This window comes from Alloyangia pacifica (genome assembly GCF_900116195.1).
Taxonomy (GTDB): Bacteria; Pseudomonadota; Alphaproteobacteria; order Rhodobacterales; family Rhodobacteraceae; genus Salipiger; species Salipiger pacificus.
Genome location: NZ_FOZW01000003.1, coordinates 214,964 through 240,090 on the forward strand (window position 1 = coordinate 214,964; position 25,127 = coordinate 240,090).

Annotated in this window: 25 protein-coding genes; 11 read left to right on the plus strand and 14 right to left on the minus strand. The window is 66.2% G+C overall.

Translation table 11 applies throughout. The features are described from left to right. Positions 1 to 146: 146 nt before the first annotated feature. The 4 genes from BM397_RS08270 to BM397_RS08285 all read right to left on the minus strand — a co-directional run bounded on the left by BM397_RS08270 (position 147) and on the right by BM397_RS08285 (position 3,933). A complete protein-coding gene (locus BM397_RS08270) occupies positions 147 to 992 on the minus strand; it encodes a glycosyltransferase family 32 protein (RefSeq protein WP_092430746.1) in 846 nt (281 codons plus the stop codon). Positions 993 to 1,047: 55 nt separating this feature from the next. Next, positions 1,048 to 1,884: a hypothetical protein gene (locus BM397_RS08275; RefSeq protein WP_092430744.1), complete on the minus strand. Its 837-nt coding sequence runs from the start codon at positions 1,882 to 1,884 to the stop codon at positions 1,048 to 1,050. Positions 1,885 to 2,045: 161 nt separating this feature from the next. Then, positions 2,046 to 3,074 carry an FkbM family methyltransferase gene (locus tag BM397_RS08280; protein ID WP_092430742.1) on the minus strand — a complete coding sequence of 343 codons (1,029 nt, stop codon included), beginning with the start codon at positions 3,072 to 3,074 and terminating at the stop codon, positions 2,046 to 2,048. A gap of 169 nt (positions 3,075 to 3,243) precedes the next feature. After that, positions 3,244 to 3,933: a hypothetical protein gene (locus tag BM397_RS08285; protein ID WP_092430740.1), complete on the minus strand. Its 690-nt coding sequence runs from the start codon at positions 3,931 to 3,933 to the stop codon at positions 3,244 to 3,246. A gap of 460 nt (positions 3,934 to 4,393) precedes the next feature. Here BM397_RS08285 and BM397_RS08290 point away from each other — a divergent pair, with 460 nt between their 5' ends. The 4 genes from BM397_RS08290 to BM397_RS08305 are packed head-to-tail and all read left to right on the plus strand — an operon-like array spanning position 4,394 to position 9,209. After that, positions 4,394 to 5,014: a sulfotransferase family 2 domain-containing protein gene (locus tag BM397_RS08290; protein WP_176806942.1), complete on the plus strand. Its 621-nt coding sequence runs from the start codon at positions 4,394 to 4,396 to the stop codon at positions 5,012 to 5,014. Positions 5,015 to 5,069: 55 nt separating this feature from the next. Beyond that, complete coding sequence (locus BM397_RS08295) at positions 5,070 to 6,263, plus strand: glycosyltransferase family 4 protein (protein WP_143015446.1); 1,194 nt, start codon at positions 5,070 to 5,072, stop codon at positions 6,261 to 6,263. Next, complete coding sequence (locus BM397_RS08300; protein ID WP_092430734.1) at positions 6,260 to 8,581, plus strand: glycosyltransferase; 2,322 nt, start codon at positions 6,260 to 6,262, stop codon at positions 8,579 to 8,581. Before BM397_RS08295 ends, BM397_RS08300 begins: the two co-directional genes overlap by 4 nt. Positions 8,582 to 8,597: 16 nt before the next feature. Next, a complete protein-coding gene (locus BM397_RS08305; protein WP_092430732.1) occupies positions 8,598 to 9,209 on the plus strand; it encodes a hypothetical protein in 612 nt (203 codons plus the stop codon). Between the two features lie 81 nt (positions 9,210 to 9,290). Here the strand turns inward: BM397_RS08305 and BM397_RS08310 are convergent, their stop codons facing one another. The 4 genes from BM397_RS08310 to BM397_RS08325 all read right to left on the minus strand — a co-directional run bounded on the left by BM397_RS08310 (position 9,291) and on the right by BM397_RS08325 (position 13,252). After that, positions 9,291 to 10,613, minus strand: a complete 1,323-nt coding sequence (locus BM397_RS08310; RefSeq protein ID WP_092567379.1) for a UDP-glucose dehydrogenase family protein — start codon at positions 10,611 to 10,613, stop codon at positions 9,291 to 9,293. Between the two features lie 150 nt (positions 10,614 to 10,763). Continuing rightward, positions 10,764 to 11,663, minus strand: a complete 900-nt coding sequence (locus tag BM397_RS08315; RefSeq protein WP_176806555.1) for a nucleotidyltransferase family protein — start codon at positions 11,661 to 11,663, stop codon at positions 10,764 to 10,766. Between the two features lie 230 nt (positions 11,664 to 11,893). Next, positions 11,894 to 12,895 carry a hypothetical protein gene (locus BM397_RS08320; RefSeq protein WP_143187058.1) on the minus strand — a complete coding sequence of 334 codons (1,002 nt, stop codon included), beginning with the start codon at positions 12,893 to 12,895 and terminating at the stop codon, positions 11,894 to 11,896. A 135-nt stretch (positions 12,896 to 13,030) separates the two neighbouring features. Continuing rightward, positions 13,031 to 13,252, minus strand: a complete 222-nt coding sequence (locus BM397_RS08325) for a hypothetical protein (RefSeq protein WP_092422843.1) — start codon at positions 13,250 to 13,252, stop codon at positions 13,031 to 13,033. A 582-nt stretch (positions 13,253 to 13,834) separates the two neighbouring features. Here BM397_RS08325 and BM397_RS08330 point away from each other — a divergent pair. Continuing rightward, complete coding sequence (locus tag BM397_RS08330) at positions 13,835 to 14,896, plus strand: SDR family NAD(P)-dependent oxidoreductase (protein ID WP_092422845.1); 1,062 nt, start codon at positions 13,835 to 13,837, stop codon at positions 14,894 to 14,896. 120 nt (positions 14,897 to 15,016) lie between these two features. On the opposite strand, the gene BM397_RS08335 is transcribed toward BM397_RS08330, so the two are convergent. Beyond that, on the minus strand, positions 15,017 to 15,424 hold the full coding sequence (locus BM397_RS08335; RefSeq protein ID WP_092422847.1) for a universal stress protein: 408 nt from the start codon (positions 15,422 to 15,424) through the stop codon (positions 15,017 to 15,019). Between the two features lie 280 nt (positions 15,425 to 15,704). On the opposite strand from BM397_RS08335, the gene BM397_RS08340 reads away from it, so the two are divergent. Further along, positions 15,705 to 16,400 carry a winged helix-turn-helix transcriptional regulator gene (locus BM397_RS08340; RefSeq protein ID WP_092422849.1) on the plus strand — a complete coding sequence of 232 codons (696 nt, stop codon included), beginning with the start codon at positions 15,705 to 15,707 and terminating at the stop codon, positions 16,398 to 16,400. Between the two features lie 28 nt (positions 16,401 to 16,428). Here the strand turns inward: BM397_RS08340 and BM397_RS08345 are convergent, their stop codons facing one another. After that, positions 16,429 to 16,746 (minus strand): antibiotic biosynthesis monooxygenase family protein, encoded by a 318-nt coding sequence (locus BM397_RS08345; RefSeq protein ID WP_092422851.1) that lies wholly within the window; start codon positions 16,744 to 16,746, stop codon positions 16,429 to 16,431. Between the two features lie 203 nt (positions 16,747 to 16,949). Here BM397_RS08345 and BM397_RS08350 point away from each other — a divergent pair, with 203 nt between their 5' ends. From BM397_RS08350 to BM397_RS08365, 4 genes are all read left to right on the plus strand, one after another. Next, entirely contained in the window at positions 16,950 to 17,654 is a 705-nt protein-coding gene (locus BM397_RS08350) for a DUF484 family protein (RefSeq protein ID WP_092422853.1), read from the plus strand. Further along, positions 17,651 to 18,577, plus strand: a complete 927-nt coding sequence (locus tag BM397_RS08355; protein ID WP_092422855.1) for a tyrosine recombinase XerC — start codon at positions 17,651 to 17,653, stop codon at positions 18,575 to 18,577. The genes BM397_RS08350 and BM397_RS08355 overlap by 4 nt, the downstream gene beginning before the upstream one ends. Before the next feature lie 37 nt (positions 18,578 to 18,614). Next, positions 18,615 to 19,244, plus strand: a complete 630-nt coding sequence (gene rnhB / locus BM397_RS08360; protein ID WP_092422857.1) for a ribonuclease HII — start codon at positions 18,615 to 18,617, stop codon at positions 19,242 to 19,244. A gap of 89 nt (positions 19,245 to 19,333) precedes the next feature. Further along, entirely contained in the window at positions 19,334 to 20,446 is a 1,113-nt protein-coding gene (locus BM397_RS08365) for a site-specific DNA-methyltransferase (RefSeq protein ID WP_092422859.1), read from the plus strand. Positions 20,447 to 20,622: 176 nt separating this feature from the next. On the opposite strand, the gene BM397_RS08370 is transcribed toward BM397_RS08365, so the two are convergent. Genes BM397_RS08370 through BM397_RS08385 form a run of 4 tightly spaced genes read right to left on the minus strand, consistent with a single transcriptional unit; the run spans position 20,623 to position 24,144 of the window. Then, positions 20,623 to 21,165, minus strand: coding sequence for a cytochrome b (locus BM397_RS08370; protein ID WP_092422861.1), 543 nt, complete (start codon positions 21,163 to 21,165; stop codon positions 20,623 to 20,625). A gap of 20 nt (positions 21,166 to 21,185) precedes the next feature. Continuing rightward, positions 21,186 to 21,971 carry an ABC transporter ATP-binding protein gene (locus BM397_RS08375; protein WP_092422863.1) on the minus strand — a complete coding sequence of 262 codons (786 nt, stop codon included), beginning with the start codon at positions 21,969 to 21,971 and terminating at the stop codon, positions 21,186 to 21,188. Next, complete coding sequence (locus BM397_RS08380; protein ID WP_092422865.1) at positions 21,968 to 23,011, minus strand: FecCD family ABC transporter permease; 1,044 nt, start codon at positions 23,009 to 23,011, stop codon at positions 21,968 to 21,970. Before BM397_RS08380 ends, BM397_RS08375 begins: the two co-directional genes overlap by 4 nt. Next, a complete protein-coding gene (locus tag BM397_RS08385; protein WP_092422867.1) occupies positions 23,008 to 24,144 on the minus strand; it encodes an ABC transporter substrate-binding protein in 1,137 nt (378 codons plus the stop codon). Before BM397_RS08385 ends, BM397_RS08380 begins: the two co-directional genes overlap by 4 nt. 168 nt (positions 24,145 to 24,312) lie before the next feature. Here BM397_RS08385 and BM397_RS08390 point away from each other — a divergent pair, with 168 nt between their 5' ends. Continuing rightward, positions 24,313 to 25,119, plus strand: a complete 807-nt coding sequence (locus BM397_RS08390; RefSeq protein WP_245696021.1) for an alpha/beta hydrolase — start codon at positions 24,313 to 24,315, stop codon at positions 25,117 to 25,119. Positions 25,120 to 25,127: the final 8 nt, after the last annotated feature.

Sequence of the window (25,127 nt, forward strand, 5' to 3'; positions counted from 1 at the left end):
GTGCATACAGGGTCCCAAGTTCCGTCCGATCCGGCATAGCGGTCCGGGGCGAATTTGTCCAACCTTGGCAGCCGCCGCTGCCCTCGGGACGCATGGTCTGATCCATTTTTGCCGCGCGCCGCCACCGGACCCGCGGGCGCCCCGGATCACCCCTGCTCCGCGGCCTCGAAGATCATGTCCAGATGCGGCGGCTTCGGCACCGATTTCAGCGAGAGCTTCTGCATCGGCGCGCCCAGCAGGCTGCGCAGCTCGGTGTCGCTCATCGTGGCGTAGTCGCGCTTCCAGTGGCGGACCATCAGGTTCTCGTAGGAGGGACGCTTGGGAACCCGTGCCCAGGCTTCGCGGAAGTCCGGCGCCTGCTGCAGGCGCAGGGCAAAGAGGTAATGCGGCCAGAAATACGGGTGCACCGGCCGCTGCGCCCCGCCTTCGGGATGCACCGACCAGACCCGGTCCTTGGGCTCGAGCACGCGCTTGCTGCGCGGCGCGGCGCGCAGCCCCGCAAGGCTGCAGGCCAGCGCGCCCTTGCCGCCGCGGTCGAGCTCGCGGCGCTGCGCCTGCGGCCGCCGCGGCCGGTCCCAGTAGCGGCGCATTTCGGCCAGCCAGCCCTCGGCCAGCGGATGCCCCGGCGTCGCGGCGAGGAACCAGTTCTCGATCGGGCGGCGGCGGTAGGGATCGTGGAAGGCGAAGAAGCCCTCTTCCATCAGCGGCTCCAGCCAGTCGTCGAGCGGCCGGCAGGGGATCGTGCCGCAATCGACGTAGACGCCGCCATGCGCGGCGATGTCCTGCACCCGGATCACGTCGGCCCGGCCCTGGAAGGTCTCCGGCGCATGCGCCAGCCCGAGCGCGTCGAAGGCGGCCCCGGCGTCGGCATCGCTGCGGATCTCGAGCGACCACCCGGGGTTCAGCCGCGCCCAGGCGTCCCAGCAGCGCCGGACGATCTCGGGGGCCCCGGCCTCGCCCTGGGCCCAGAACATGCTGATGCGTTTCTTCAAGTCTCTGTTCCTTGCCGTGGCCCGTTCCTGTGCTGGCGCGAGCTGGGTGCGATCTTCACGTTTTTCTGGCTGCCAGTCGCGCCATGTTTCCATCGTGATCCGCGGGCACCCGCCGGGACCGCGACCGGAGCATCTCGGTGATCGGATAGCGGGCCGCCACGGTGTTCAGCCCCTGCCAAACCTGCGCCAGTGCTTCGGGCGTGCGCGGCGCGTCCGGCAACAGATAGCTATGGCCAGCGCTGAAGGGCGGGGCCAGTTCTTCTGACACCAGGGGCTTGCCCGCCAGATAGGCCAACAGCACCCGCGGCACCTCCGAATAGGTGCCGGGCATGGCGTGCAGGTTCAGCATCGCGGCTCCCGCGGCGATGGTCCGATCAATCTCCTCGATGTCCGATTTGGTCGGAAGGCATCGCACGTCTGGAAAATTCTCGAGCTTCGCCCGTCGCTCTGGCGTGACATGCCCGACGAAAGACAGTCCCTCGCCCGGGGTCTGCGTACGCGTGTCCGAAGGGAAGACATAAGGACCGAACAGGAACCGGCGTGGCAGAAGCCGCGGCAATACCCCGTAAAACGCACGGTTGTGCGGGTTCCACTCGACGAAGAGATCTGCCCGCAATGCCAACCGGGCGATGCGCCTGAGAGTCATCCTGGTATCGATTTGCCGCCCATCAACATCCAGTATCTGTTCGGTCTGCACCACCACGAGCCGCCGCCCCGAGGTGCGGGGGACCCGAGGTGTCCGGTGCGCACCAAGCCAGATGTCGACGGGGCCGAAGGACTTGGACACCGACGCAAGGCTGTCACTCAATGTGCGCGCGACGAGCGCCAAGGTGGGATGTGTGGTCAAGAACCGTACGTCGCCGACCTCCAGCACTTCGATCTTTTTCGACATCGCTCGTATTTCTCTGTCCGACCTTCGACCTTCGACCTTCGACCTTCTGCTAGCGCGTCGAGGGTGCAGGAACAAGCGTGCAGCGGCGACGTGGTCAGCGACCGAAGCGCAATTGCTCCAGATGCTGCGCACCATGAGCCCTGCCCCGCGCCGGCGCCTCTCTACAGCGCCGTGTTGACCCAGATCTGCGTGCCGTCGACGGTGACCTTCGGCTCCTGCGGGAAGCACTGGTAGCGCGCCGGCTTCTCGTGCCGGAGCTGGAACGGCGTGTCCTTCATCGCGGCCAGGATATCGGCCTCCTCTTGCCGGCCATGGGTGCCGATGACGACGGTGTGCACGGTCTTGGCAAGACGCTCCGCGAGGGTGAGGAACAGCCTGCCCTCGTAGCCCTGGATATCGACGTGCAGCAGATCGACATAGCCGTGCTCGGCGGCGATCTCCTCGCAGATCCGCCCGACATCGAAGACCGCGACCGGCTGCATCGGACGCGGATCGCTGGAGGTGCCGTCGTAGTTGCCCCCGGCGCCCCAGTGCCTCTGCGGGTCGATGACCGGGAACTCGCCGGTGCCATCCTCGATGCCGGCGAGCCCGTGATGGATGGTGAAAGACCCCGCGTAGCCGTTTTCCGCGACGTGGCGCTCGCAGAACTTCACGTGCTCGGGGTCGGCCTCCACCGCAACGAGGCGACCGATCCCGCGGCCCATGAGCTCGGCCATGCGCGCACCGGTCACCAGCCAGGGCGCCCATCCGGCACCGATCTCCACGGCGCAGAATGGCTTGTCCGTCTCGTGCAGGACGGCGAGCGCCGTGCCGAGAAATTCGATCCCCTCGTGGAAGGCCGGGGTGAAGGGAATGGGGGTCACCTTCCCCTTCATGTGCGACTTGTCCGAGAAATATGCTGGGTCGGTCGTCACCCCCAGGAAGTCCGAGATGCGCTCGGGATGCGGCGTGATCTCCCCCACCCGGCTGCCGATCTCGGCCAGGACATCGAGGTCCCGCTCGGTGTGGCCACGGTAGACGTCCGCCTTGGGGTCCAGGTACTTGCTGCGGAACTCACGGGAGTCCAGCAGACCGCGATACAGTCTCTGCGACGGGTCTTCGCCCCCGCTCTGCCACCACGCGACCTCACCGTCGGTCGGCAGCCTGCCCAGCAGGCCGCGGTACGCCCCGATTATCTCATCTCTACCCATGGTCGTCACCTCATCATGAAATCCGTAATTTTCAATAAACCCCACCAGAACCTCCCGGACGCGGCCGTATCCGGGAGGTTCTGGTGCAGACAATCTCGTGATCCCGCGCCGTCTCGCCGCGCACCGCTTGCCGCGGGCGGCGAGACGCAGGGGGGCGGAATCCCCCGGATCAGCGCGGGCTCAGCCTCTCGTAGCTCAACCCCAAATCCATGCGCGCATCCTCCCGGAAACAGCTTTGCACCGCGGCGTCCAGGACGTTCCTCCGTTTGAAATCCGCAGCGACTTCATGCACCATGTCGTGGAAGGCATAGTGAAATATATTGTCGCCGATCGGGAAAAGTCTCGCGTGGCGATAGTCATCCCCGATTGCGCCGGAGAATATGAAATACTTGGTGCTCTCTGCAAAATATCCCTCCACGCATTCGAAACGGTATGTCTGGATACTGGCGGTGTAATCTCGCCACCTTTTTTCCCAGGGCACCCGATCTGGACTGACGCTGTATTGAGGGACGAAGGCTATGGAAATCTTTGTATCGATATACCTCGTCGAAATTATGGATATGAATCCCCCCATGCTGTTCCCGATCGAGTAGACCTCCCTGCCGGCGACGAAGGGCGACAGGACGTCGGCTATAACGCCGAAATCCAGGGCGTTCCCCCACGACCGGCGTTTGTCGGTGATGAAGATGATGTTGTCGAAAGCGCGACCGGCGCCAAAGAACTCGGGGCGCTGGACGTCGAGCCCGCCCATCCCGTGGCCGATGCCGGTGAAGGACAGCAAGATCGAACCACTGGTCTCATCGTTGACGCCTTGGCGTGCCGCGACTTTGGTAGCCTCGTCTTCATATAAGACCTGCAAGCCGCGCCCCTTTCGAACGGTCAGACCCGATATCTATGTGCTGCCCCCGCTGCGTGCCGAGACCAACTGCCCTTGCGTCAAGGTGACCTTAAGAGGTTGCTTCCGGATTTCAAATATCTTCGCACCGCCGGCCCCTGCAGCCTTCCGCGTATCCCCTCGTGTGCCCTCTCGCACGGCGGCCGGCGGAGGCGTTCCCGGTCCGGCCACGGGCCTCCCGGCACAGCTTAGATACCGGGCGAAGTGCCGGGCATGACCAAAAAGCAGTCTCTTACAGGTTTTCTCTTGCGTTGAGCTTGTCGGAAGGCGCGGGTTCCGCATACTGATCGGAACATGGGCCCGGCCAGAATTGATCAAGCCGGAATGGACCCTGCCAGAATTTCAATATCGGCAAGTTTTATTGGTAAACAAAGGATTAACCGTCTCCGACATAGGGTCCATGCGAACCAAAACGGAACCGAAAATGGCACTCATACTTTCACTACACATTCCCAAGACCGCAGGATCCACGCTTGTTTCGGCCTACCGCGGCGCCTTCGGGCCCAGAACCCTGTATCACAACGCCCACCCCGACATCGTCTACGAGACCTCGAAACGAGACCTGGAGGAGAGATACGACGTCATTCACGGGCACCTCGACCTGTCCCGCCTGAAAGGCATCATCGATGACGACACGAAAATCGTCACCTTCCTGCGGGACCCGGTGCAAAGGGTGGTCAGCAGCTACCATTACCACACCAAGCCGGACGTGACGGGCGACGTGGCGACGCTGGTCAAGTCCCGGAACATGAGCCTCGCGGAGTTCGCGCAACTGCCCGGGCAGAGCAACCTGCAGAGCCGCATGATCGCCCCGATCGGGCGGGACCGGCTGAACTTCATAGGATTCTCCGAGACCTTCTCGGACTCCCTGGCGCGCCTGTCGGACCATCTCGGCACGGCGCTGGTCAACGAGGCGAACCGGAACGCAAATCCCGACAAGAAGGTCGGGTCGGACTATGCCATTTCGGAAGACGTAAGAAACATTCTCATTTCGAGAAACCAGGCCGACCAAGAGCTCTACGATTGGGCCCTAAGAAATATTTGACACAATTTAATTAAAAACCCGGCAGCGTCGGGGAGATTTTTCGAGGGACGGACATTTGAGTCGAAACGCAGTCATTGTCGCCCCATGGTTCGGGGTGAGTTCCGGGGGTGCCGAGATCGCCCTGCTCAAGATCGGCGAGGCGCTGCGGGACAGCGGATACGACGTGGAGGTCTACACGTCGCAATCCATGGCCCCCTACCGCAGCTGGCTGGAGAACACGCCGCAGGACGGGCCCGAGGCCTACATGGGCTTTCCCATCCGCCGCTTCCCGGTGGACGAGGCCGGCCACGACCGCTTCGCCGCGGCGAGCCAGGCGCTCGCCGGCGGCGCGGTGGGGCACCGCTTCAAGGAGGCGTTCTTCCGCTACGGCATGACCAGCTCGGCGCTGGTCGAGGCGGCCTGCCAGCTGCCGGAGGAGACGCTGATCCTCGGCGGCCCCTACTATCAGGCGATGGTGCACAACCTGGTGGCCGCCCTGCCCGGCCGGGTGAACGTCATGCCGGCCTTCCACGACGAGCCGCCGTTCTACTTTCCCGCGGTCGGTCGCCTGGTGCGCGACGCGCGATCCCTGCTGTTTCTCACCGAGGCGGAGAAGCAGCTGGCCATCGACGCCCATGGCGAGGCCATGACCCGCGCCAAGTTCGAGGCGCCGCCGGTCTCGCTGCCCTTCATCGACGCGGCCCCGGCGCGGCGGCAGGAGGCACCGGGCCTGCTTGGCCGGGTGTTCGAGAAATACCTCCTCTACGTCGGGCGCATCGACGAGGGCAAGAACATCCGCCAGCTGATGGACTGGCACAACCAGACCTGCGAGGAGCGGCTGCGCGACGGCCTGCCGGCGATCCCGCTGCTCATGGTCGGCAAGGGCGTCGAGACCGGCTTCCGCAGCCCGCACGTGAAACAGCTCGGCTACGTCGACACCGAGGCCAAGCGGCAATTGCTGTCGGATGCACTGGGGCTGGTGAACCTGAGCCTGAACGAGAGCTTCAGCTTCGTGCTCTTCGAGGCCTGGCAGAACGACGTGCCGGTGATCGTGCACGGCGACTGCAAGGTGATGCGCGACCATATCGAGACCGGCAAGGGCGGCTATTCCTGCCGTACCTTGGCGGAATACAGGAAGGCGATCGACAGCTTCGAGCAGCCCGCGCTGAGGCGGGTCCTTGGCCAGAACGGCCGCAACTACGCCGAAGAGGTCTGCGACCCCGACCGCTTTCTCGAACGTCTCACCCAGGTGCTGGAGCTCGCACAATGAAGCTGATCATCGACGGGCTCACCGCGTCCACCCCGACCTGGCGGCGCGGCATCGGACGCGTGTTCCAGAGCCTCCTGCGGGAAGTCCTCTTCCACCACCGCCAGGCCGACATCCTGGTCACCTGCATGGACACGAGCTGGCGCGACGCCTTTCCGCAGAACATGGACCACGTGGGCGTTCACATCGTGGATCCGGCCCTCCTGTCGCTGTCCCCCGCGCCGCGCGCCGCGGCCTATTCGGCCGAGATCGAGTCGCTGCACCGACCCGGCGACACCACGCTGTTCTGGCACCCGAACCCGCTGATGTCGGACCAGATCCTCCCCTATCACGTCACACTCCCCAGCCTGCTCACGGTGCATGACCTGATCCCCTTCACCCACAAGGATCTGTATTTTTCACATTGGCCGAAGGAGCTCAGGCGGGACTACCTGCACCGCCTCGATTTCTTCCGCCGCTCCAACGTCTTCCTGGCCCCGGTCTCGCAGACGGTGGCCACCCAGGTCGCGGCGCTGCTGCCGATGGCCGCCGCCCGGACCCGGGGCATCGCGAACGGCTACAACCAGTCGATCTTCCGCCCACCCGCGCCGCGTGCCGCCGCCGGGGTGGGGCCGGACTACGTGTTGCTGGTCAGCGGCGACGACCCACGCAAGAACATCGCCGGTTTCGTGCGTGCCTTCTGCACCTGGCGACGGGCTGGTGGCACGGCGCTCCTGAAGATCGTCTGCGAACTCGGCCCGGAGACCCGCGCCGAAATCGAGACGATCCTCGCTGGGCACGGCGATCCTGGGGCGGTGGAGATCTCCGGCTACGTGTCCGACCAGGAACTCGGCCGGCTGACCCGCCACGCAAGGCTCGCGGTGATGCCCTCGCTGGACGAGGGCTTCGGCCTGCCGATCCTCGAGGCCATGGCCTGCGGCGTGCCGGTGGCCTGTTCCGACATCCCCCCGAGTCGGGAGATCGGCGGCGATCTCGTCGTCTACTTCGATCCCACCAGCCAACAGAGCATGGCCGCGGCTCTGGAACAGGCGCTGCAGGCCACCCCGGGCCGCGACGCGCTGCAGCAGCGCGCCCGGGAGTTCACCTGGCAGCGCGCCGGCATCGCCTACCGGCGGCGCATCCAGGACATCCTGGACCGGCAGCTGCCGGATCTGCCGGCGGGCACGAAGGTGGCGATGCTCACCCCCTGGCCGCCGCACAGGAGCGGCATCGCGGTCAGCGCCAGGACCCTCGCCGAGGCGCTCGCGCCGCATCTCGACCTGACCATCGTCTGCACCAATGCCGAGGAGGCCGCCGCCCCCGGGGGAATGCGCCTGGTCTCTGCCGGGGACTTCGATCCGGCGGAATACGAGCTGCTGATCTGCCAGCTGGGCAACAACCTCGAGATGCACGACTGGATCTACGACCACGCGCTCGCCCGCAACGCCCTGGCCATCGTGCATGACACCTTCATCCACCCCTTCCTGCAGCACGGCCACCGGCAGGGCCGGCTGGTGCCGCAGTACCGGGCGATGCTCGCCAACCACTTCGAGGCCGAGGACATCGGCCGGCTGGAAGCCAGCGATTTCGCCGGGGTCGGCGTGCTCGAGATCACCGGCCTGTCGCAGATCGCCCGCCACGCCGGCGGGCTGCACCTGCACAGCAGCTTCGCCCGCAGCTGCCTGCTGCGCGAGCTGCCCGCCGCCGCGGCGCGCATCAGCACCGCGCCGCTGGTGATGAGCTCCGCCCCGCCGCGCAGCGCCGGCGCCGCGCCCGACCCGGGGCGCTTCACCATCGGCATGTTCGGCCATGTCACCCGCTTCAAGCTGCCGGGGCAGGTGCTGCAGGCGCTGCAGCAGCTGCTGCTGCGCGGCCTGCCGGTGGAGCTGCGCATCGTCGGCAACCTCGGCGACGAGGCCGAGACGGTGCAGCGGCAGATCACCCGCATGGCACTTGCCGAGCAGGTCACGCTGATCGGCTACGCCGACAGCGAGGCCTTCGAGCGGCACATCTCGGAGTGCGACGCGGTGATCAACCTGCGGCACCCGACGCATGGCGAATCCTCCGGCGTCGTCTTCGACGCGATGCGGATCGGCGTGCCGGTGGTGGTGAGCAACGGCGGCAGCTTCGCCGAGCTGCCCGACGACGCGGTGGTCAAGGTGCAGGACACGCCGCATGTGGCCGCCGAGCTGGCGCAGAAGATCGAGGGCCTGCTGACCGATCCCTCCCGCCGCGCCGCGCTCGCCGCCCGGGCCCGGCTGCATATCTCCGAGGCCGCCTCGATCGAGAGCTACACGCGGGAAATCCTGCGGCAGCTCGCGCGGCTCCACGTTTCAGCCTGACAAGAAGGAGACCCCCATGACCTCCCAGATGGATTTCCTGCGCGAGCTGCTGCGCACGGAGCACGTGGCCCTGGCGCGCGGTCTCGCGCAGGCCCGCGACGAGGCCGAGCTGCGCGAGGCCGCCGAGGCGGCGCTGGCCTTCGCCTCCACTCTGCTGGCCGAACGGGATTCCCCGCGCAACACCCACAACTTCCTCGGCGTGCCCTTCTGGTACTTCCCTACCGCCGCGAGCTTCCTGCGCGGCTGGCCGGCCATCGCCAGCGGCGAGCTCGGCCTGCCCGAGCCTGCCGCAGAGGGCGGCCCGCCCGAGCAGCAGGTCTCCCGCCTGGCGCAGCAGGCCGCCGGGCACAGGCTGCTGCTGCTGTGGCAGAAGACCTCGGCCCCGGGCGCCGCGCCCGAGGGGCCGCTGCTGATGGTCGACATCTCGCTGGCGAGCGCCGAGCAGCTGCTCACCTTCCTCTTCGGCATCGCCCTCCGGCGCCGGCCGACCCGGCAGGATCTCGAGGCGCTGAACGCCGAGATCCTGAAACACCCCGAGGGCTCGGTGGAGCAGGCGGCGCAGTTCTGCGCGATCATCCTCGGCTCGCAGGAAGCGCAGATGCACGGCCCGCTCTGGGAGCGCTGCTGAGCCCCGCCGGCCAGTCGGACCCGCAACGCAAGACGGGCGCGGCATCTGCCGCGCCCGTCTTCGCTGTCCGGGGATCCGTCCTCAGGCGGCGGAAAACCCTGCCCGGCCGATGCTCTCATAGGCGGTGAAGCCCGCCGCCGCGGCGTCCTCCACGGCGTAGATGTTGCGCAGGTCGGCGAGCCGGGCGGTGGCCATGCCGCCCGCCAGGCGCTTCAGATCCAGCGCGCGGAACTCGTTCCACTCGGTGAGGATGACCAGCAGGTCGGCGCCCGCGGCGGCGGCATAGGGGTCTTCCTCCCAGGTCACCCCGGGCAGCAGCGCCTCGCCCTCGCGGCGGCCCTGCGGGTCGACCACCGACACGCTCGCCCCGCCGCCCACCAGCGCCGGCACGATGGTCAGCGCCGGCGCGTCGCGCATGTCGTCGGTGTTGGGCTTGAAGGTCACACCGAGCACCGCGACCTTCTTGCCGTTGAAGCTGCCGCCGCAAAGGTCGAGCAGCTTGTCGGTCATCCGACGCTTGGTGTCCTCATTGACCTTGATCACCGTCTCGACGATCGAGATCGGCGCCGCGTGCTCCTGGCCGATGCGGGCCAGCGCCTTGGTATCCTTGGGGAAACACGAGCCGCCATAGCCCGGCCCGGCGTGCAGGAACTTGTTGCCGATGCGGCCGTCGAGCCCCATGCCCTTGGAGACCTGCTTCACGTTCGCCCCGACCTTCTCGCAGAGCGCGGCGATCTCGTTGATGAAGGTGATCTTCGTCGCGAGGAAGGCGTTGGCGGCGTATTTGATCATCTCGGCCGACTCGAGATCGGTGGTGACGATCGGGAAATCGCGCAGGTAGAGCGGCCGGTAGATGTCTTCCATCACCTTGGCGGCACGCTCGGTCTCGACGCCGACGACCACCCGGTCGGGCTTCATGAAATCGTCGATCGCCGCGCCCTCGCGCAGGAACTCGGGGTTGGAGGCGACGTCGAACTCGAGGCCAGGGTTGGCGGCGGCGACCACCTCCTGCACCTTGCGGTTGGTGCCGACGGGGACGGTCGATTTGGTCACCACGACGATGTAGTGATCGGCGGCTTTCGCGATCTCCTCGGCGGCGGCCATGACGTAGCTCAGATCGGCGTGGCCGTCCCCGCGGCGGGTCGGCGTGCCGACGGCGATGAACACCGCCTCGGCGCCGTCGATCGCCGACTGCAGGTCGAGCGTGAACGACAGCCGCCCGGCCTCGACGTTCTTGGCCATAAGCGTGTCGAGACCCGGCTCGTAGATCGGCACCTCGCCGCGCTCGAGCATCTCGATCTTGCGCGGGTCCTTGTCGACGCAGACCACCTCGTGGCCGAAATCCGAGAAACAGACCCCGGAGACAAGCCCCACGTAGCCGGTGCCGATAATGGCAATCTTCATCACAAAAATCCTTAGAATAATAAAACAATACCTGTGGTTTACCGTCTCCGGCTCACAACTCAAAGCAGATTTAGCCCCAAGAGACCTTTTGGCATCATGCCGGAGAAAAATGATATCTGGGAGGCAGCCGCGCGTGGTGTCCAGAATCCATCACTGACCGTTCAATCGTGAGTAGAGCGGCTTCACCACGGCCCATTCGATCTCCGCCAGCCGGGGGTGGCGCGCCTTGATCAGGCGGCGACGGTGCAGGAAGCGGGTGGCGAGATCGGGCCGCACCGCTTCCGGCAAGGGCATTTCGAACAACTCCTGGAGCATCAGCATCTGCAAGTCGAAGGCGAGGCGGAACCTGCGGTCGCGACGCAGCCCAAGCAGCCAGGGCCAGTCCAGTCCGGCATCAGCCTGCTGGAGCTGCTGCCGGAGCGGCAGAAGATACCGCAGGCTGATGCCGCCTTTCGACAGCCCGGAATGGTGCAGCATGTCGTGGCTGACATTGATCAGAAGACGCAGGGACGGATCTGGAATGAAGAACCGCACCCCGTCGCGTTCGCACAGCAGGCGGCGGCGCTGCCAGTCGTCCGCCGCCAGAAACCGTGCGATGTCCGACTGCAGACCCGCGTGCAGATCCAGCGTCCCGACACAGCCTTGCTTCCAGAAGCTCCCGGGGGAATGCGCGTATTCGCTCTCCTCGAGCCGGGTGAACCCCGCGCCGGTCAGCACGCTCAGCGCCCTTGCCGCCTCTTCGGGTTCGACGAGGAGGTCCACGTCGATCATCAGGCGGTAGAACTCGGCAGGGTCGTCCTGCAGGGCCAACTCGCTGGCGCCCTTGATCAGGGTCGGCACGATCCCCGCTGCGTTGAGCAAGCCCGTGCACTCCGCGACCATGGACCAGAGGCCGCGATTCCGACGGCAATTGAGGGAATCGAGTTCTCCGAGATAGGCCATGGCCTCGGGTTCAGCGGCCGGGATGTCGCCTTGGCGCAGCCTGTGAAACAGCGCCGGGGTGACGAACTGGTCATTCGCGGCCCCTATCAGACCCTCCCAGTCGGTCACATGGCCAAGGTCGCCGCAAAGCGCGCGACCCAGGATTTCCAGCGGCGAAGATGCAGCGAACCCTGCTCTCATGTGGCGGCTCCAGTGCCGGTCTGAATAGCTGCCGCAAGATCGGCAAAATGCGAACAGAAAATTGAACGCGGCGATGAAAAATATGTGAAACAATCACTTAGAAAAAATCACTTCAAACTTGAATTCCTAATACCCTACCTCCGCTTGGGGAACCGCGTTCAGTCTTCGCAATACCGCGACACCTCGATGAGGGCGCGCGGCAGATCAGAGTATGTCAGGGTGCCGTAGTGCGCGCCCTGCAGGCAGCCCGCCATGGCTCCGAAAACCTCGGGCGACATGGAGTCTTCACCGGACCAGGCGGCCGCCAAAAGCGCCGCAAACGCCCCCGACAGGTCCAGATCCGCGATCGTGGCCGCGCTGTCCTCCTGCCGGTCCAGTTTCAGCAGCCAGGCCACCGGCTTCCAGCCGCCATCGCCCACCAGCCCGAGATAGCGCACGTTGAGAGCATCCGGCCGCAGGTGTTCGCCCGCACCCGCGATCTCATCGTGACGATGGCCGAGCAGCGCCCACGACCCTTCCTTCAGGGTCACCGGGAACGGCAGCGCGGACACCTCGCCCTGCGGCGACAGCAGCACGATATCATCGCTCAGAAGCGCGAACCCCGCTTCCTCCAACGCCGTGGCAAGCGTGCTCTTGCCAGCGCCGGCGTCGCCGAGCAGAAGCAGGCAGCGCCCGTCGCGTTCGAGCTGGGCCGCGTGCAGCATGACGTGATCGGTGTGATCGAAGAGGACCTCGGTCAGCTTGATCTTGAGCAGCGGTACCGCCTCGTGCGGTGACACCCAATCGATGTCCTCGCCCCGCCGCGCCAGCCCGATGCTCTCTCCCTCGCGCTGCACCACGATGTGGTCGTCGCCTCGGCAGGGAGCTGTAACCAGCTGCGCGAAACAGGGCATCAGCTCTGCGCGCAGCGCTTCGTCCTCGAAGGCGACGACGATATGCACCCCGGCCAGATCAAGCGTGTCGGAACAGCCGACCCGCGCCGGACCGCTCGACGTGGCAAGCGGCTCCAGCGCGCCGATTTGCATGAGATCCAGAAGAATGCCGCCGCCAGAAGCAGCGGCGGCATCCGATGGTGCGGACGCAACGCCAAGTTCGAACCCAGCCCAAGCCTCGGCCACCGGGGGAGTGGCCGAAAACAGAAGCTCCTTCTCTGGGACCAAGAGAAGATGCTGACGGTTGACTTCCGCCAGCGTGACCCCTGCTGCGGGGAGGACAAAAAGATTTTCACTCAACGAATTACGTCTTCTCAAAAGGAAGAAAATCGGAGACCCGCGAAATGCCGGATCTCGGTGGGCTTAGTGGAAGTGGCCGTACTTCTTCTTCATTTTGAACTTGTGCTTTTTCTTGTGCTTCATGCCACCCGACCGGAAGATGCCACCGGCATCTGCCTTCATCGAGGTGGAGAGAAGCGCCGTTACCGCAAGCGGTGTCACCGCTGCGTATTTCCCGGCTTTGCCAAGCAGTTCGCGGCGGCCGGGGGACTCGAGGGACTCCCCCTCGGGGGTCTTATCAGTCATGTTTGAAAACTCCTTTGATCAATGAATCAGACTATAGCGTAGCATGCGAGGCCTGCCAATTATCTTTAAGGCTGCATTAACCTACACTTCACAGGTACTTTTGGGCGCCTTCTAGAGGGCAATAAAACTACCCCCTCCGAAACTCATAAAAAATCGCTCTTTTACAAGCGCATACACAACATCCCACACCCTCGGAACAGGTTGCGGCGGCGCGACCGTCAGCCAATTTGTGAACAAATTTCAGGCAAACCACTGTTTCCATTCCGGCAACACACCCGGACGCCTACGCAGGAAACACCCTCCTCCTGAAGCTATCCTTGGTCAATTCACGACTCCGCGCACATGACGCCTCGTTCGAATCGCCGAAGTCGTGCACCCTTCATGGATTAACGTGCCCATTGTCATGGCGGCCGGGACGAGCAACGCGCACCCGTGAGGCAAGTCGCCACGCGAATGTGCCCCGACCGGCGGACCTCCGAGCAACGCCCGCCTGACGGCAGAAAGCGCTTGCTTTGACGACGTGCAGCACACAAGACATTAGATATTGATTTTTGAACTTATTTTTTTTGTAGGAGTTCTTTGATGCGCACCGCTTTGGTCACTGGCTCTTCTGGCTTCATCGGCTTTCACCTGTGTCAAAGACTGCTAGACGACGGGTTTCGTGTCGTCGGGGTCGACAACCTCTCCGAATATTATGATGTAGCCCTGAAACGTCAGCGGCAGGACATGTTGCTGAAATCTCAGGGCTTTTGCGTTTTCAACACCTCGATCGAGACCCGAGGGTTCCTGCAGGAACTGTTTGCCCGAGAACGCCCCGATGTCGTGGTGCACCTCGCGGCGCAGGCTGGCGTGCGCCACTCGCTCAAAGACCCCCGCAGCTATCTGGAAAGCAACATGATGGGCACTTTCGAGCTGCTCGAGGCGGCACGGGCGGTGCCCCCTGCCCACATGCTGCTGGCCTCCACGTCGTCCGTCTACGGCGCGAACACCAGCATGCCCTACGCCGAGACCGAGCGCACCGACCACCAGATGTCATTCTATGCGGCGACCAAGAAGGCCACGGAGTGCATGGCGCACAGCTACGCGCACCTCTACGACCTGCCGGTCACCATGTTCCGCTTCTTTACCGTCTACGGACCCTGGGGCCGTCCGGACATGGCGCTGTTCAAGTTCACCAAAGCGATCCTCGCCGGAGAACCGATCGACGTCTACAACCGCGGCCGCATGATGCGCGACTTCACCTATGTGACAGACCTCGTGCAGGGCATCCGGCTGCTGATCGACGTGGTGCCCGCGCGGCCAGAGGACGGCGTCGTGCCGCCCGGAGACTCGCTCTCGCCGGTTGCGCCCTGGCGCGTGATCAACATCGGCAACTCGCAGGCGGTGCCGCTCAGCGACTTCATCGCCGCGATCGAGAGCGCCACCGGGCTGAAGGCGCAGCGCAATCCGATGTGCATGCAGCCGGGCGACGTGCCCGCGACATGGGCCGATGCCTCGCTCCTGCACGATCTGACCGGCTATCGCCCCGGCACGGCACTGGTCGACGGTGTCCGGTCCTTCGTCGACTGGTACCGCGACTACTACGGGACGAACGACTGGTCGCAGGCCGCGCTCAACTCGGGCGACCTGCGCCGCATCTCCTAGCGGCGCGCGCCAATCGCGGCAGCGCGCCAAGGGCACCCTAAGGTGCGCCACGCGATCCCCCCGACGCCTCCCGCGCCTTCCCGGAACGACTCCAGCCCCGATCTTGGGGTCAGCTTGGTTTCAGCGCAGCACGTGGACTGCGCAATGCGCATGACGCACCACCACCGCGGCGGTCGAGCCCAGGAGATAATCGCTCATCGCCGGCTGGTGCGATGCGATGATGATCAGATCACAGCCGTTCTCCTCGCCGTATTCGAGGATCGACCGGCCGGAATGGCCCTCGATCACCATGCCCTTGCCACCGGGCAGCTTCGCCGCCATTTCCCCCAGTTCCTTCTCCAGAGCGGCGCGCGACTGCGCGAGGTACTCGGGCGGCATGTAGGTGATCGCATAGCCGGGGATATGCTCCATGACATGCAGCAGGGTGATCTTGGCATCCGGCTCGGCAAGCGCCTGCGCGACCTCGATCGACTTCTGCGCCTTGGAATCACTGTCAAAGGCGATGGGCACGAGAATGTTCTTGTACATGCGAGGCCTCCTTTCCTGACCTGAAGGCATCATCGGCACTTCGAAGGTATAGCGCCTTGATACAAATCATCCTCCGCAGCCCTAGATGCCAACACATTTCGGGCACAATTCGGCGATAGCTTCGAAACGGGCCGCAGAAAGCGCCGCCCTCCCCCATGCCTGACCCGGCGGGGAATGGCCCGGCTCCCCCCGGCAGACCTGCAAGAACGGTCAACTTCGCCCCCAACAGAACGGATTAGCCGCCGGCCCCGCGCCCGCGGTGCTTAGGAGGAGCACGCCCATGCGCTACCTGATTGCTGAAACCACCTGGAAGATGATGAGCCTCGGCCACGCCCTGTCGCAGACCGGCACCTTGCTGACCCGCTGCGAGGCCGCCGAGGACATCGAAGAATTCCACCGGATCGGCGCGCATGATCTACTGGTGGTCGACGCCGCCGTGCTGCGCAGCATGACCACGCTGACGCGCCTGCGCGAGCTCAACCCCGACGTTCCCATCGGGCTCATCGCGCGCGAGGCCGATGGCGCGCAGATCGCGGCCTGGCTGATGGCCGGGGCCGACACGGTGCTCAGCTCCGAGGCCACCACCGAAGAGATCATCGCCCGGCTCGGCGCCGTCGCCCGGCGCGCGCACGGCGTCTCCCTCCCGGTCAGCGACTGCGGCCCGCTGCGCTTCGATCTTGAAAAGCGCCGCGTTCACTTCGGTGTCACGACCCTGTCGCTCTCGCCGAAGCTCTACGAGATCCTCGAATTTCTCGCCCTGCGCCCCGGTCGACTGGCCACGCGCGAGACGCTGATGAGCCACGTCTACGGCTTCGAGAACGAGCCCGCGCCGAGGGTTTTCGATGTCTACATGTGCAACTTGCGCGCCCATCTCGCCCCGGTCGAAGCCGCGCTCTCGATCGAGACGGTGCGCGGCGAAGGCTACCGGCTACAGGTCACCGAACGCCGCGGCACCGCCCGCACCATGGCCGCCTGAGCGAACCCGCTGCCGCGAGGTGGCGACCTCAATAGACGGCCGCCACCTCGTACATCACCGGCTCGAAGCTGCGGCACAGGTCGCTGAAGCGACGGTTCCAGGCGCGCATCTCGTCGCTGCGCAGCATGGCCTGGAAATCCTCGCGCCGCGCCCATTGCGAGTAATTGGCAATCCGGGTCTGCGCGTCGTTCACGTGCAGGCCCGCCCCGACGAACCCCGGCTGCTTCGAGATGAAATCATCATAGGCCTCCTCCAGCGCTTCGAGCAGGTCCTGGCAGGTGCCCGGGCTGGTCTCGAAGGTAGTGATGACCGTCTGGGCGGAGCTGGGATGGGTGATGGTGGGCATGGGATCCTCCTCCTGTGCCCCGAACAGTCTGCCAGAAAACCCCGCGCCGCCAAAGCCTTCCCTTCGCCGAGAGGCCGGTTCATCACAACCTGCGGAAACACGCCGCCGGCCAGAGAAAAGGGGGCGCATTCGCCTGCCGGACCTGCTAGTCTCCCCGCAAAACACGGATCACCCGGAACAGGCACGGACAGACCGGAACAGGCATGAGCAGTCCCCGTATCGACGAGACGCTGCGCGAGCAGCTGCTGTCTCGCCCCGACATGATTCTTGATGACCGCGACCTGATGCAGGCGCTCATCGCGTCCAATGAACGCGCCATGGGCTCCAACATCGTGGACCTGCGCGGCCTCGCCATGGAGCGCCTCGAGTCGCGGCTCGACCGGCTTGAGGACACCCACCGCAGCGTCATCGCTGCCGCCTATGAGAACCTCGCCGGCACCAACCAGATCCACCGCGCCATCCTGCGGATGCTGGACCCGGTGGCCTTCGAGCCCTTCCTGCGCGATCTCAACGGCGAGGTCGCGGCAATCCTGCGGGTCGACATCATCCGGCTGGTGCTGGAAACCGGCCACCCCGACGACACCCGCGCTGTCAGCAAGCTCGGCGACGTGCTGTCGCTGGCCGAGCCGGGCTTCGTCTCGAGCTATCTCACCGATCGCGCCGACGCGCCACTGCGGCAGGTCACCCTGCGCCAGCTCGGTGCCGGCGACCGCCGCATCTTCGGCCCGCGCGCCGACCTGATCCGCTCCGAGGCCTGCCTCAAGCTCGACTTCGGCCCGCGTCGCCTGCCGGGGCTGCTGGTCATGGGGTCCGAGGATCCGCAGATGTTCACGCCGCAGCAGGGCACCGATCTTCTCGCCTTCTTCGGCGGGGTGTTCGAGCGCACCATGCGGCGCTGGCTCTCGTGAGCCTCGCGCTCACACCCGCCGCGCGCGACGCGCTTCAGGGATGGCTCGACCACGCCCGTGCGCTGAAGAACGCCTCCGAGAACACCATCACCGCCTACCGCGCCGACGTGGCCGAGTTCATCGCCTTCCAGACGATGCACCACGCCGAGCCGCAGGGGCTGAAGCCGCTCGCCCGCGTCACCACCCCCGACATGCGCGCCTTCATGGCGCATCTGCACGCGGGCGGGGCCGCGCCGCGGTCGATGGCGAGGAAGCTCTCGGCGGTAAAGAGCTTCTACCGCTGGCTCTCCGAGCGCGAGGGCTTCGAGCCCACCGCAGTGCTCTCGGCCCGAGCGCCGAAGTTCCAGAAAAAACTGCCGCGCCCGCTGACCGAAGACGCCGCCCGCGCGATGATCGACACCGTCGAGATGCAGTCTCGCGAGGGCTGGATCGGCGCGCGCGACGCGGCGGTCGTCACCCTGCTCTACGGCTGCGGGCTGCGCATCTCCGAGGCACTGGGACTGACCGGGGCCGACTGGCCCTTCGGCGAGTCACTGCGGATCCTCGGCAAGGGCGGCAAGGAGCGGATCGTGCCGGTGATCCCGGTCAGCCGCCGCGCGGTGGAGACCTACCTGAAGCTCTGCCCCTTCGAGATCACCCCTACGTCGCCGCTGTTCCGCGGGGCACGGGGCGGCAAGCTGAACGCCCGGCTGATCCAGTCGGTGACCGAGAAGGCGCGCATGCAGCTCGGCCTGCCCGCCAGCGCCACGCCGCACGCCATGCGCCACAGCTTCGCAACGCACCTGCTGTCGGCAGGCGGCGATCTGCGCGCCATCCAGGAGCTGCTTGGCCACGCCTCGCTCTCGACCACCCAGGCCTATACCTCGGTCGACAGCGTGCACCTGATGAAGGTCTACGAGGCGACGCACCCCAAGGCACGCTGATCTTGCCCTGCTGCGCCCGAGGGCGCAAAACGGCGGCATGACTGGACCTGATACATCTCTCGAGTCGCCCTTCTGGGCCGAAGGCGCGCTGGTCGCCGGGGTGGACGAAGTCGGCCGCGGCCCCCTCGCAGGGCCGGTGGTCGCTGCCGCCGTAATCCTCGATCCGGCGCAGATCCCGATGGGGCTCAACGATTCCAAGAAGCTCACCCTCAAGCGCCGCGAGGCGCTGGAGCCGATCATCCGCGCGCAGGCGCAGGTCGGGCTCGGCGTGACCTCGGTCGAGGAGATCGACGAGATCAACATCCTGCAGGCCACCTATCTTGCCATGCGCCGGGCCGTCGCCGCGCTGCCCGTGCAGCCCACGCACCTGCTGATCGACGGCAACCGCCTGCCGACCGATCTGCCCTGCCCCGCTACACCTGTGGTTAAGGGGGATGGTAAGTCTGTGAGTATCTCGGCCGCTTCGATCGTCGCGAAGATATGGCGTGACAACCTGATGCGGGACTTGGCGCAACAGTACCCCCATTACGGCTGGGAAACTAACGCAGGGTACGGCTCCAAAAAGCACATGGACGGCCTCCGAGATTTCGGTGTGACCCCACACCATAGAAGATCCTTCGCACCCATACACAATATCTTGTATCAAGACGCAAACGTAAGGTCCTGATTTAAAAAAACAAATTGACCCCGATTCGCTGTTCCCTCATTTTATCCCCAATCCAAGAGCGCAAAAATGCGCCGGGGCAGAGGCAGAGAATGACAGCAATGACGAAAACGAAGGGCGCAACTGCGCTCCCACTCAACACGATTCTTTCCGGCGACTGCATCGAGCAGATGAACGCCCTGCCGGAGGCGTCGGTAGATCTCATCTTCGCGGATCCGCCCTACAACCTCCAATTGAAGGGCGATCTGCATCGCCCCGACAACTCCCGCGTCGATGCCGTCGACGATCACTGGGACCAATTCGATAGTTTTGCCGTCTATGACCGCTTCACCCGCGACTGGCTGAAGGCCGCCAAGCGCCTGCTGAAGCCGAACGGCGCGCTCTGGGTGATCGGCTCCTATCACAACATCTTCCGCGTCGGCGCGGCGCTGCAGGACGAGGGCTACTGGATCCTCAACGACGTCGTGTGGCGCAAGTCCAACCCGATGCCGAACTTCCGCGGCAAGCGCTTCACCAACGCCCACGAGACGATGATCTGGGCCTCGAAGAGCGAGGGTGCCAAGTACACCTTCAACTACGAGGCGCTGAAGGCGCTGAACGAAGGCGTGCAGATGCGTTCCGACTGGGTTCTGCCGATCTGCAACGGCGGTGAGCGCCTCAAGGACGCCAACGGCGACAAGGCGCACCCGACGCAGAAACCCGCCTCGCTGCTGCACCGCGTGCTGGTCGGCTCGACCAACCCCGGCGACGTTGTGCTCGACCCGTTCTTCGGCACCGGCACCACCGGTGCAGTCGCCAAGATGCTGGGCCGCGACTTCATCGGCATCGAGCGCGAAGCAGCCTATCGCGAGGTTGCCGAGAAGCGTATCGCCTCGATCCGCCCCTTCGACCGCTCCTCGCTGGAAGTCACCCGCGCCAAGCGCGCCGAGCCGCGCGTGCCCTTCGGCCAGGTGGTCGAGCGCGGCATGCTGAACCCCGGCGAGATGCTGGTGTCGTCCTCGGGCAAGAGCGCCAAGGTGCGTGCCGACGGCACGCTGATCGGCGACGAGGTGAAGGGCTCGATCCATCAGGTCGGCGCGCAGCTCGAGGGCGCGCCCTCCTGCAACGGCTGGACCTACTGGCACTTCAAGCGCGAGGGCAAGCTGGTCCCGATCGACGTGCTGCGTCAGCAGATCCGCGACGAGATGGCCGACCGCCCGAACTGAGTTTCAGGAACAAGATAAAGGTTTCACGACCGCCGGTGCCTGCTTCGGCAGGCACGAACTTGCCCCGCCGGCCTCTCTGCCCGGCGGGGCTTTTTCTTTGCAGGATGATTGTGCCGATGGGCCAGAGAGCCGGCGGCGCGGCGCGCCTTGTTCCGGCCAGGTGCTCTTGGGGGACCTCAGCGCCGCCCGGCCATCTTGCGCAGCGTGCCGTCGCGCCAGAGGCTCTCGTGCACGCCCACCATGGCGATATGGCCCGCGATCAGCACCGCCAGGACCCAGCCCAGCTCACCGTGCAGCAGCCCGGCAAGGCTGGTGGCCCATGCAATCTCAACCTCGCGCGGCGCGAAGATCTCGATCCCGAAGGGCGCAAAGCCGCGCGTGCCGCCCCAGGCCCGCAGGAGGGCAAGCGTGGGGATTGCAATCATCAGTGCGTAGAGCAGCCCGTGACCCGCTGCCGCCGCCTTGGCCACCAACCCTGTGCCATGATCCGGACGGCGCTTGCGGCTCGCCAGCGCCCAGAGCGCGCGGATCACCACCAGCACGAAGATGATAAAGCCTACCGGCTGGTGGGTGCCCACGAAGAAGCCGACGAAGTCGTTGCGTCCGAAGATCAGCTTCAGTCCCATGCCGAGGAACTGCCAGAGGATCAGCACTGCCACCGCCCAGTGCAGCAGCCGCGAAACCGCGCCGTAGCGCTCGGAACTGTCGAGAAGTTGCATCGTAGAATATCTCCTGAAAATCAGGGCTGCGAGAGCCCGTCCACCATGACCATCACGCGCCCTTCCGAGCAGCGTTCGACGCGTGCGTCGATTCCGTAGACCTGCGACAGGCTTTGGGGCGTCAGCACCTCTGCCGGCGCGCCCGAGGCGCGCAGTCCGCCGCCTTCCAGCAGCACCACCCGGTCGGCCCATTGCGCCGCCAGCGCCAGATCGTGCAGCACGGCGATCACGATGCGCCCCTCGCGGGCAAGCTTGCGCGCCTCAGACAGCAGCTGGAACTGCCGCGCCAGGTCGAGCGCCGAGGTCGGCTCGTCGAGCAGCAGGAGCTTGGGGTCGCGGATCATCGCCTGCGCCAGACCCACCGCCTGCCGCTGCCCGCCCGAGAGCGCCGCCATCGGGCGCAGCGCCAGATCGGCCAACCCGAAGCGCTCCAGTACCTCCAGCGCGTGACGTCCCGCGGCCGGCCCGCGCAACGCGCGCCCGGCCAAACCGCCACCCGCGTTCATCGCCACCATCAGGCTGTCGAGCACGGTCAGCGCCGAACGGCTCTCGAGGCTCTGCGGCATGAAGCCCACCTGCTTCGCCTGCTCGGCGCGCGGCAGCGCATGCAGCGCCTGCCCGTCCAGCGTGACGTCGCCGGTCGACGGCAGCAGGCCCGCGATGGCCCGCAGCAGCGTCGACTTGCCCGCCGCATTCGGCCCCGCAATCACCGCGAATTCTCCCGTGGCGAAGGACGGCAGGCTCAGCTCGTCGATGACCTTGCGCGGCCCGCGCGCGACGGTCAGGTTTCGAATGTCGAGGCTCATCGTGCCTCCCTCCGCAGCACCAGCGCAAAGAACACCGGCAGGCCGACCAGCGAGGTCACGATGCCCACCGGCAGCAGGATGCCCGGCACAAGCAGCTTCGAGGCGACCGAGGCCAGCGACATCAGCAGCGCCCCGGTGAACAGGCTCGCAGGCAGCAGGAAACGGTGATCCTCGCCCACCGCCATGCGCGCGATATGCGGCCCGGCGAGGCCGACGAAGCCGATGACGCCGACCATCGAGACCGAGGCCGCAGCCAGCAGGCTCACCCGCACCAGCGTCCAGCGCCGCAGGTGCGCGACGTCGAGCCCGAAGCCCTGTGCCTGATCCGCCCCGAGCCGCAGCGCCGTCAGCCGCCACGACGCCGCCAGCGAGAACGGCAGGCAGAGAGCCAGCACCAGCGCCAGCACGGCGATGCCCTCCCAGCGCGCGTTGACGAGGCTGCCCATGGTCCAGAACACCAGCTGCTGCAGCGCGTCCGGCGAGGCAACGAACTGCACCAGCGCCAGCAGCGCCGCGGCGGTGAAGTTGACCGCGATGCCGAGCAGGATAACCACCTCGGAACCGCCGCCGCGCAGCGCCGAGGCCAGTTGCAGCAGCCCCAGCGCCAGCAGCGCGAAAACGAAAGCGTTGGCAGAGACGGCCCAGAGCGCCGGGATGCCCGGAATCGCGAGGCCGAGCACGATCGCCACCCCCGCGCCGAGCGCCGCCGAGGCCGAGATGCCCAGCGTGAAGGGCTCGGCCAGCGGGTTGTCCAGCACGGTCTGCATCTCGGCCCCGGAAAGCGACAGCGCCGCGCCGACCAGCAGCGCCATGACCGCCACTGGCAGGCGCACTTGCCAGACGATCACCTCGGCGGCCTTCGGCACCTCCCCTGCCCCGGTCAGCGCCTGCAGCACCTGTTCCAGCGGCAGGCCGGACGGCCCCGACACCAGGTCGAGCAGCACCGAAAGCACCGCGCCCAGTCCCAGCAGCGCCACCAGCAGCACTCGCCGCTGCGTGCGGCGGGACTGTTCGGCAAGGATGGTCTCGACGGCACTCATTCGGCGGGGAGCCAATAGCTGCCGGTCATCTCGACTGGCGAAAAGCGCTCCTCGAACTCGGCCATGGTGGCCATCGGGTCGAGGTCCGGGAATAGATCGGGGTGGAAGCGCTTGGCCAGCGCCTCGATCAGCGCGATATGCGCGGGGAAGTCATTGAACAGATGCCAGATGCCGATCGCCTGCCCCTCCTGCACCGCGCGCAGGTCGGCAAACCCCGGCGTGTCCAGCAGATCGGCGAAGCTCTGCGCCGCGGTCTCCGCGTCTATCCCGGCCCCCAGCACCAGCCCGCCGCGCGCCTTCATGTGCGCGCCGCCGGTGGCTAGATAGACATCCGGGTCCGAGGCCAACAGGTTCTCCAGCCCGACGTTGCCCATGACGCCCGGCACGCTGTCGCGTCCGATGTTGTAGCCGCCCGCCGCCTCGACGAACTCGTCGAAGACGCCCGGCCCTACCGTGGCGCAGCAATTGGTCGGCGCGGCGTGCACATGGATGAAGACGCGCGGCGGCGCCGGCTGCGCGGCCTTCAGCGTCGCCATGACCCCCTCGAGGTGATCGGTGTAGAACTCTGCGAATTCCTCGGCGCGGTCCTCTGCCCCGGTGAGCTGCCCGATCAGCCGCAGGCTCGGCAGGGTGTTTTCCAGCGGGGCGGTGAAGAAATCGACGAAGGCCACCGGGATTCCCGCCGCTTCCAGTTGGCGCAGCGGCATCTGCATCTGCGGATCACGCGCATCCATCAGGCTCAGCAGCACCAGGTCCGGCATCAGCGCGATGGTGCTCTCGACCGAGAGCAGCCGGTTGCCCGCCCCGACCGGAGCGACCTCCGCCAGCGCCGGGAACTTGGCGAGATAGGCATCATAGGTTGCCGGATCGAGCCCCTTGTCCTGGCGCCAACCCGCCAACAGCGAGACCGGATCGTCGTGCAGCATGCCCAGAACCGCCAGGTGCCGCCCCTCGCCCAGAACGATTTTCCGCGCCGGCTGGTCCAGCACAACCTCGCGCCCGGCCAGATCGGTCACCCGGATCTCGGCGCGGACCGGCGCGGCCCCGGCGATCAGCAGCACAAGGACAACAGACAGAACCACCGGAAGCCAGCTGGCGGAGAAAATCTGCGGATGCCTGAGACGCAGCGTCATGGGAGTCCTTTCTTGGGCACGATCGGCCATTGCAGCCGGCGCCAAGGGAAATTACTTGAGTGGTATTGTCAACTAATAAGCCCGAGAGCGAATGTCATGTGCGAAACAGCCCCTCAGGCTCCGCTACCGCCGCACCGCGGACGCGATGCGACGCTAGAAATCCTCACGGTGCCCGTCACTTCGCATGAGCTGAGCACCCGGGTGCTGCCGCGCGAGACCTGCGGTCCGGCAGACCCCGAGGCGCCTGCCGTCCGCCTGTTCCTCGCGGTGCCCAAGGAAGCCGCCCCGGAAGGCGGCTGGCCGATCCTCTACATGCTCGACGGAAACGCGGCCTTCGATTTCCTGACACCCGCGCTGCTCGAGGCTGCGCCGGGGCTGATCGTCGCCGGCATCGGTTATGACACAGACAAGCAGTTCGCCCGCGCGCAGCGCATCTTCGACTACTCGCCGCCCGAGGCGCCCGGTGCCGCACCGCGCCCGGACCCGCACCACCCCGAGCGCCTCGCAGGCGGGGCCGAGGCCTATCTCGCGCGGCTCACCGGCGGCATCCGCGCCGAGGTCGAGCGCGGCCTGCCCGTCAACCCGGCGCGGCGCACGCTCTGGGGCCACAGTTTCGGCGGGCTCTTCACGCTCTTCGCCGTCCTGACACGCCCGGACAGCTTTGCCCGCTTCGCCTCGATCAGCCCGTCGGTCTGGTGGGACGAAGCGCTGGTGTCGCGCCTGACCCGGCAGCGCAGCATGGCTGAAGGCGCCCCGCGTCCCCTCCACTTCGGCATGGGCGACAAGGAGAAGCGCACCGGCAGCGCCGGGCCGCAGCCCGAGGGGCCGCCGCCCGCCACGCTGCGGATGATCGAGCGGTTGCAGGCCGCGCCCGCCGGTCTGGAGATTGCCGCTCAAGTTTATCCGGGCGCGGTGCATATCGCCTCGCTGCCCGCCTCGCTGCCGGGAACGCTGGCGCTGGCGGCCCGAGCCTAGCCAACCGG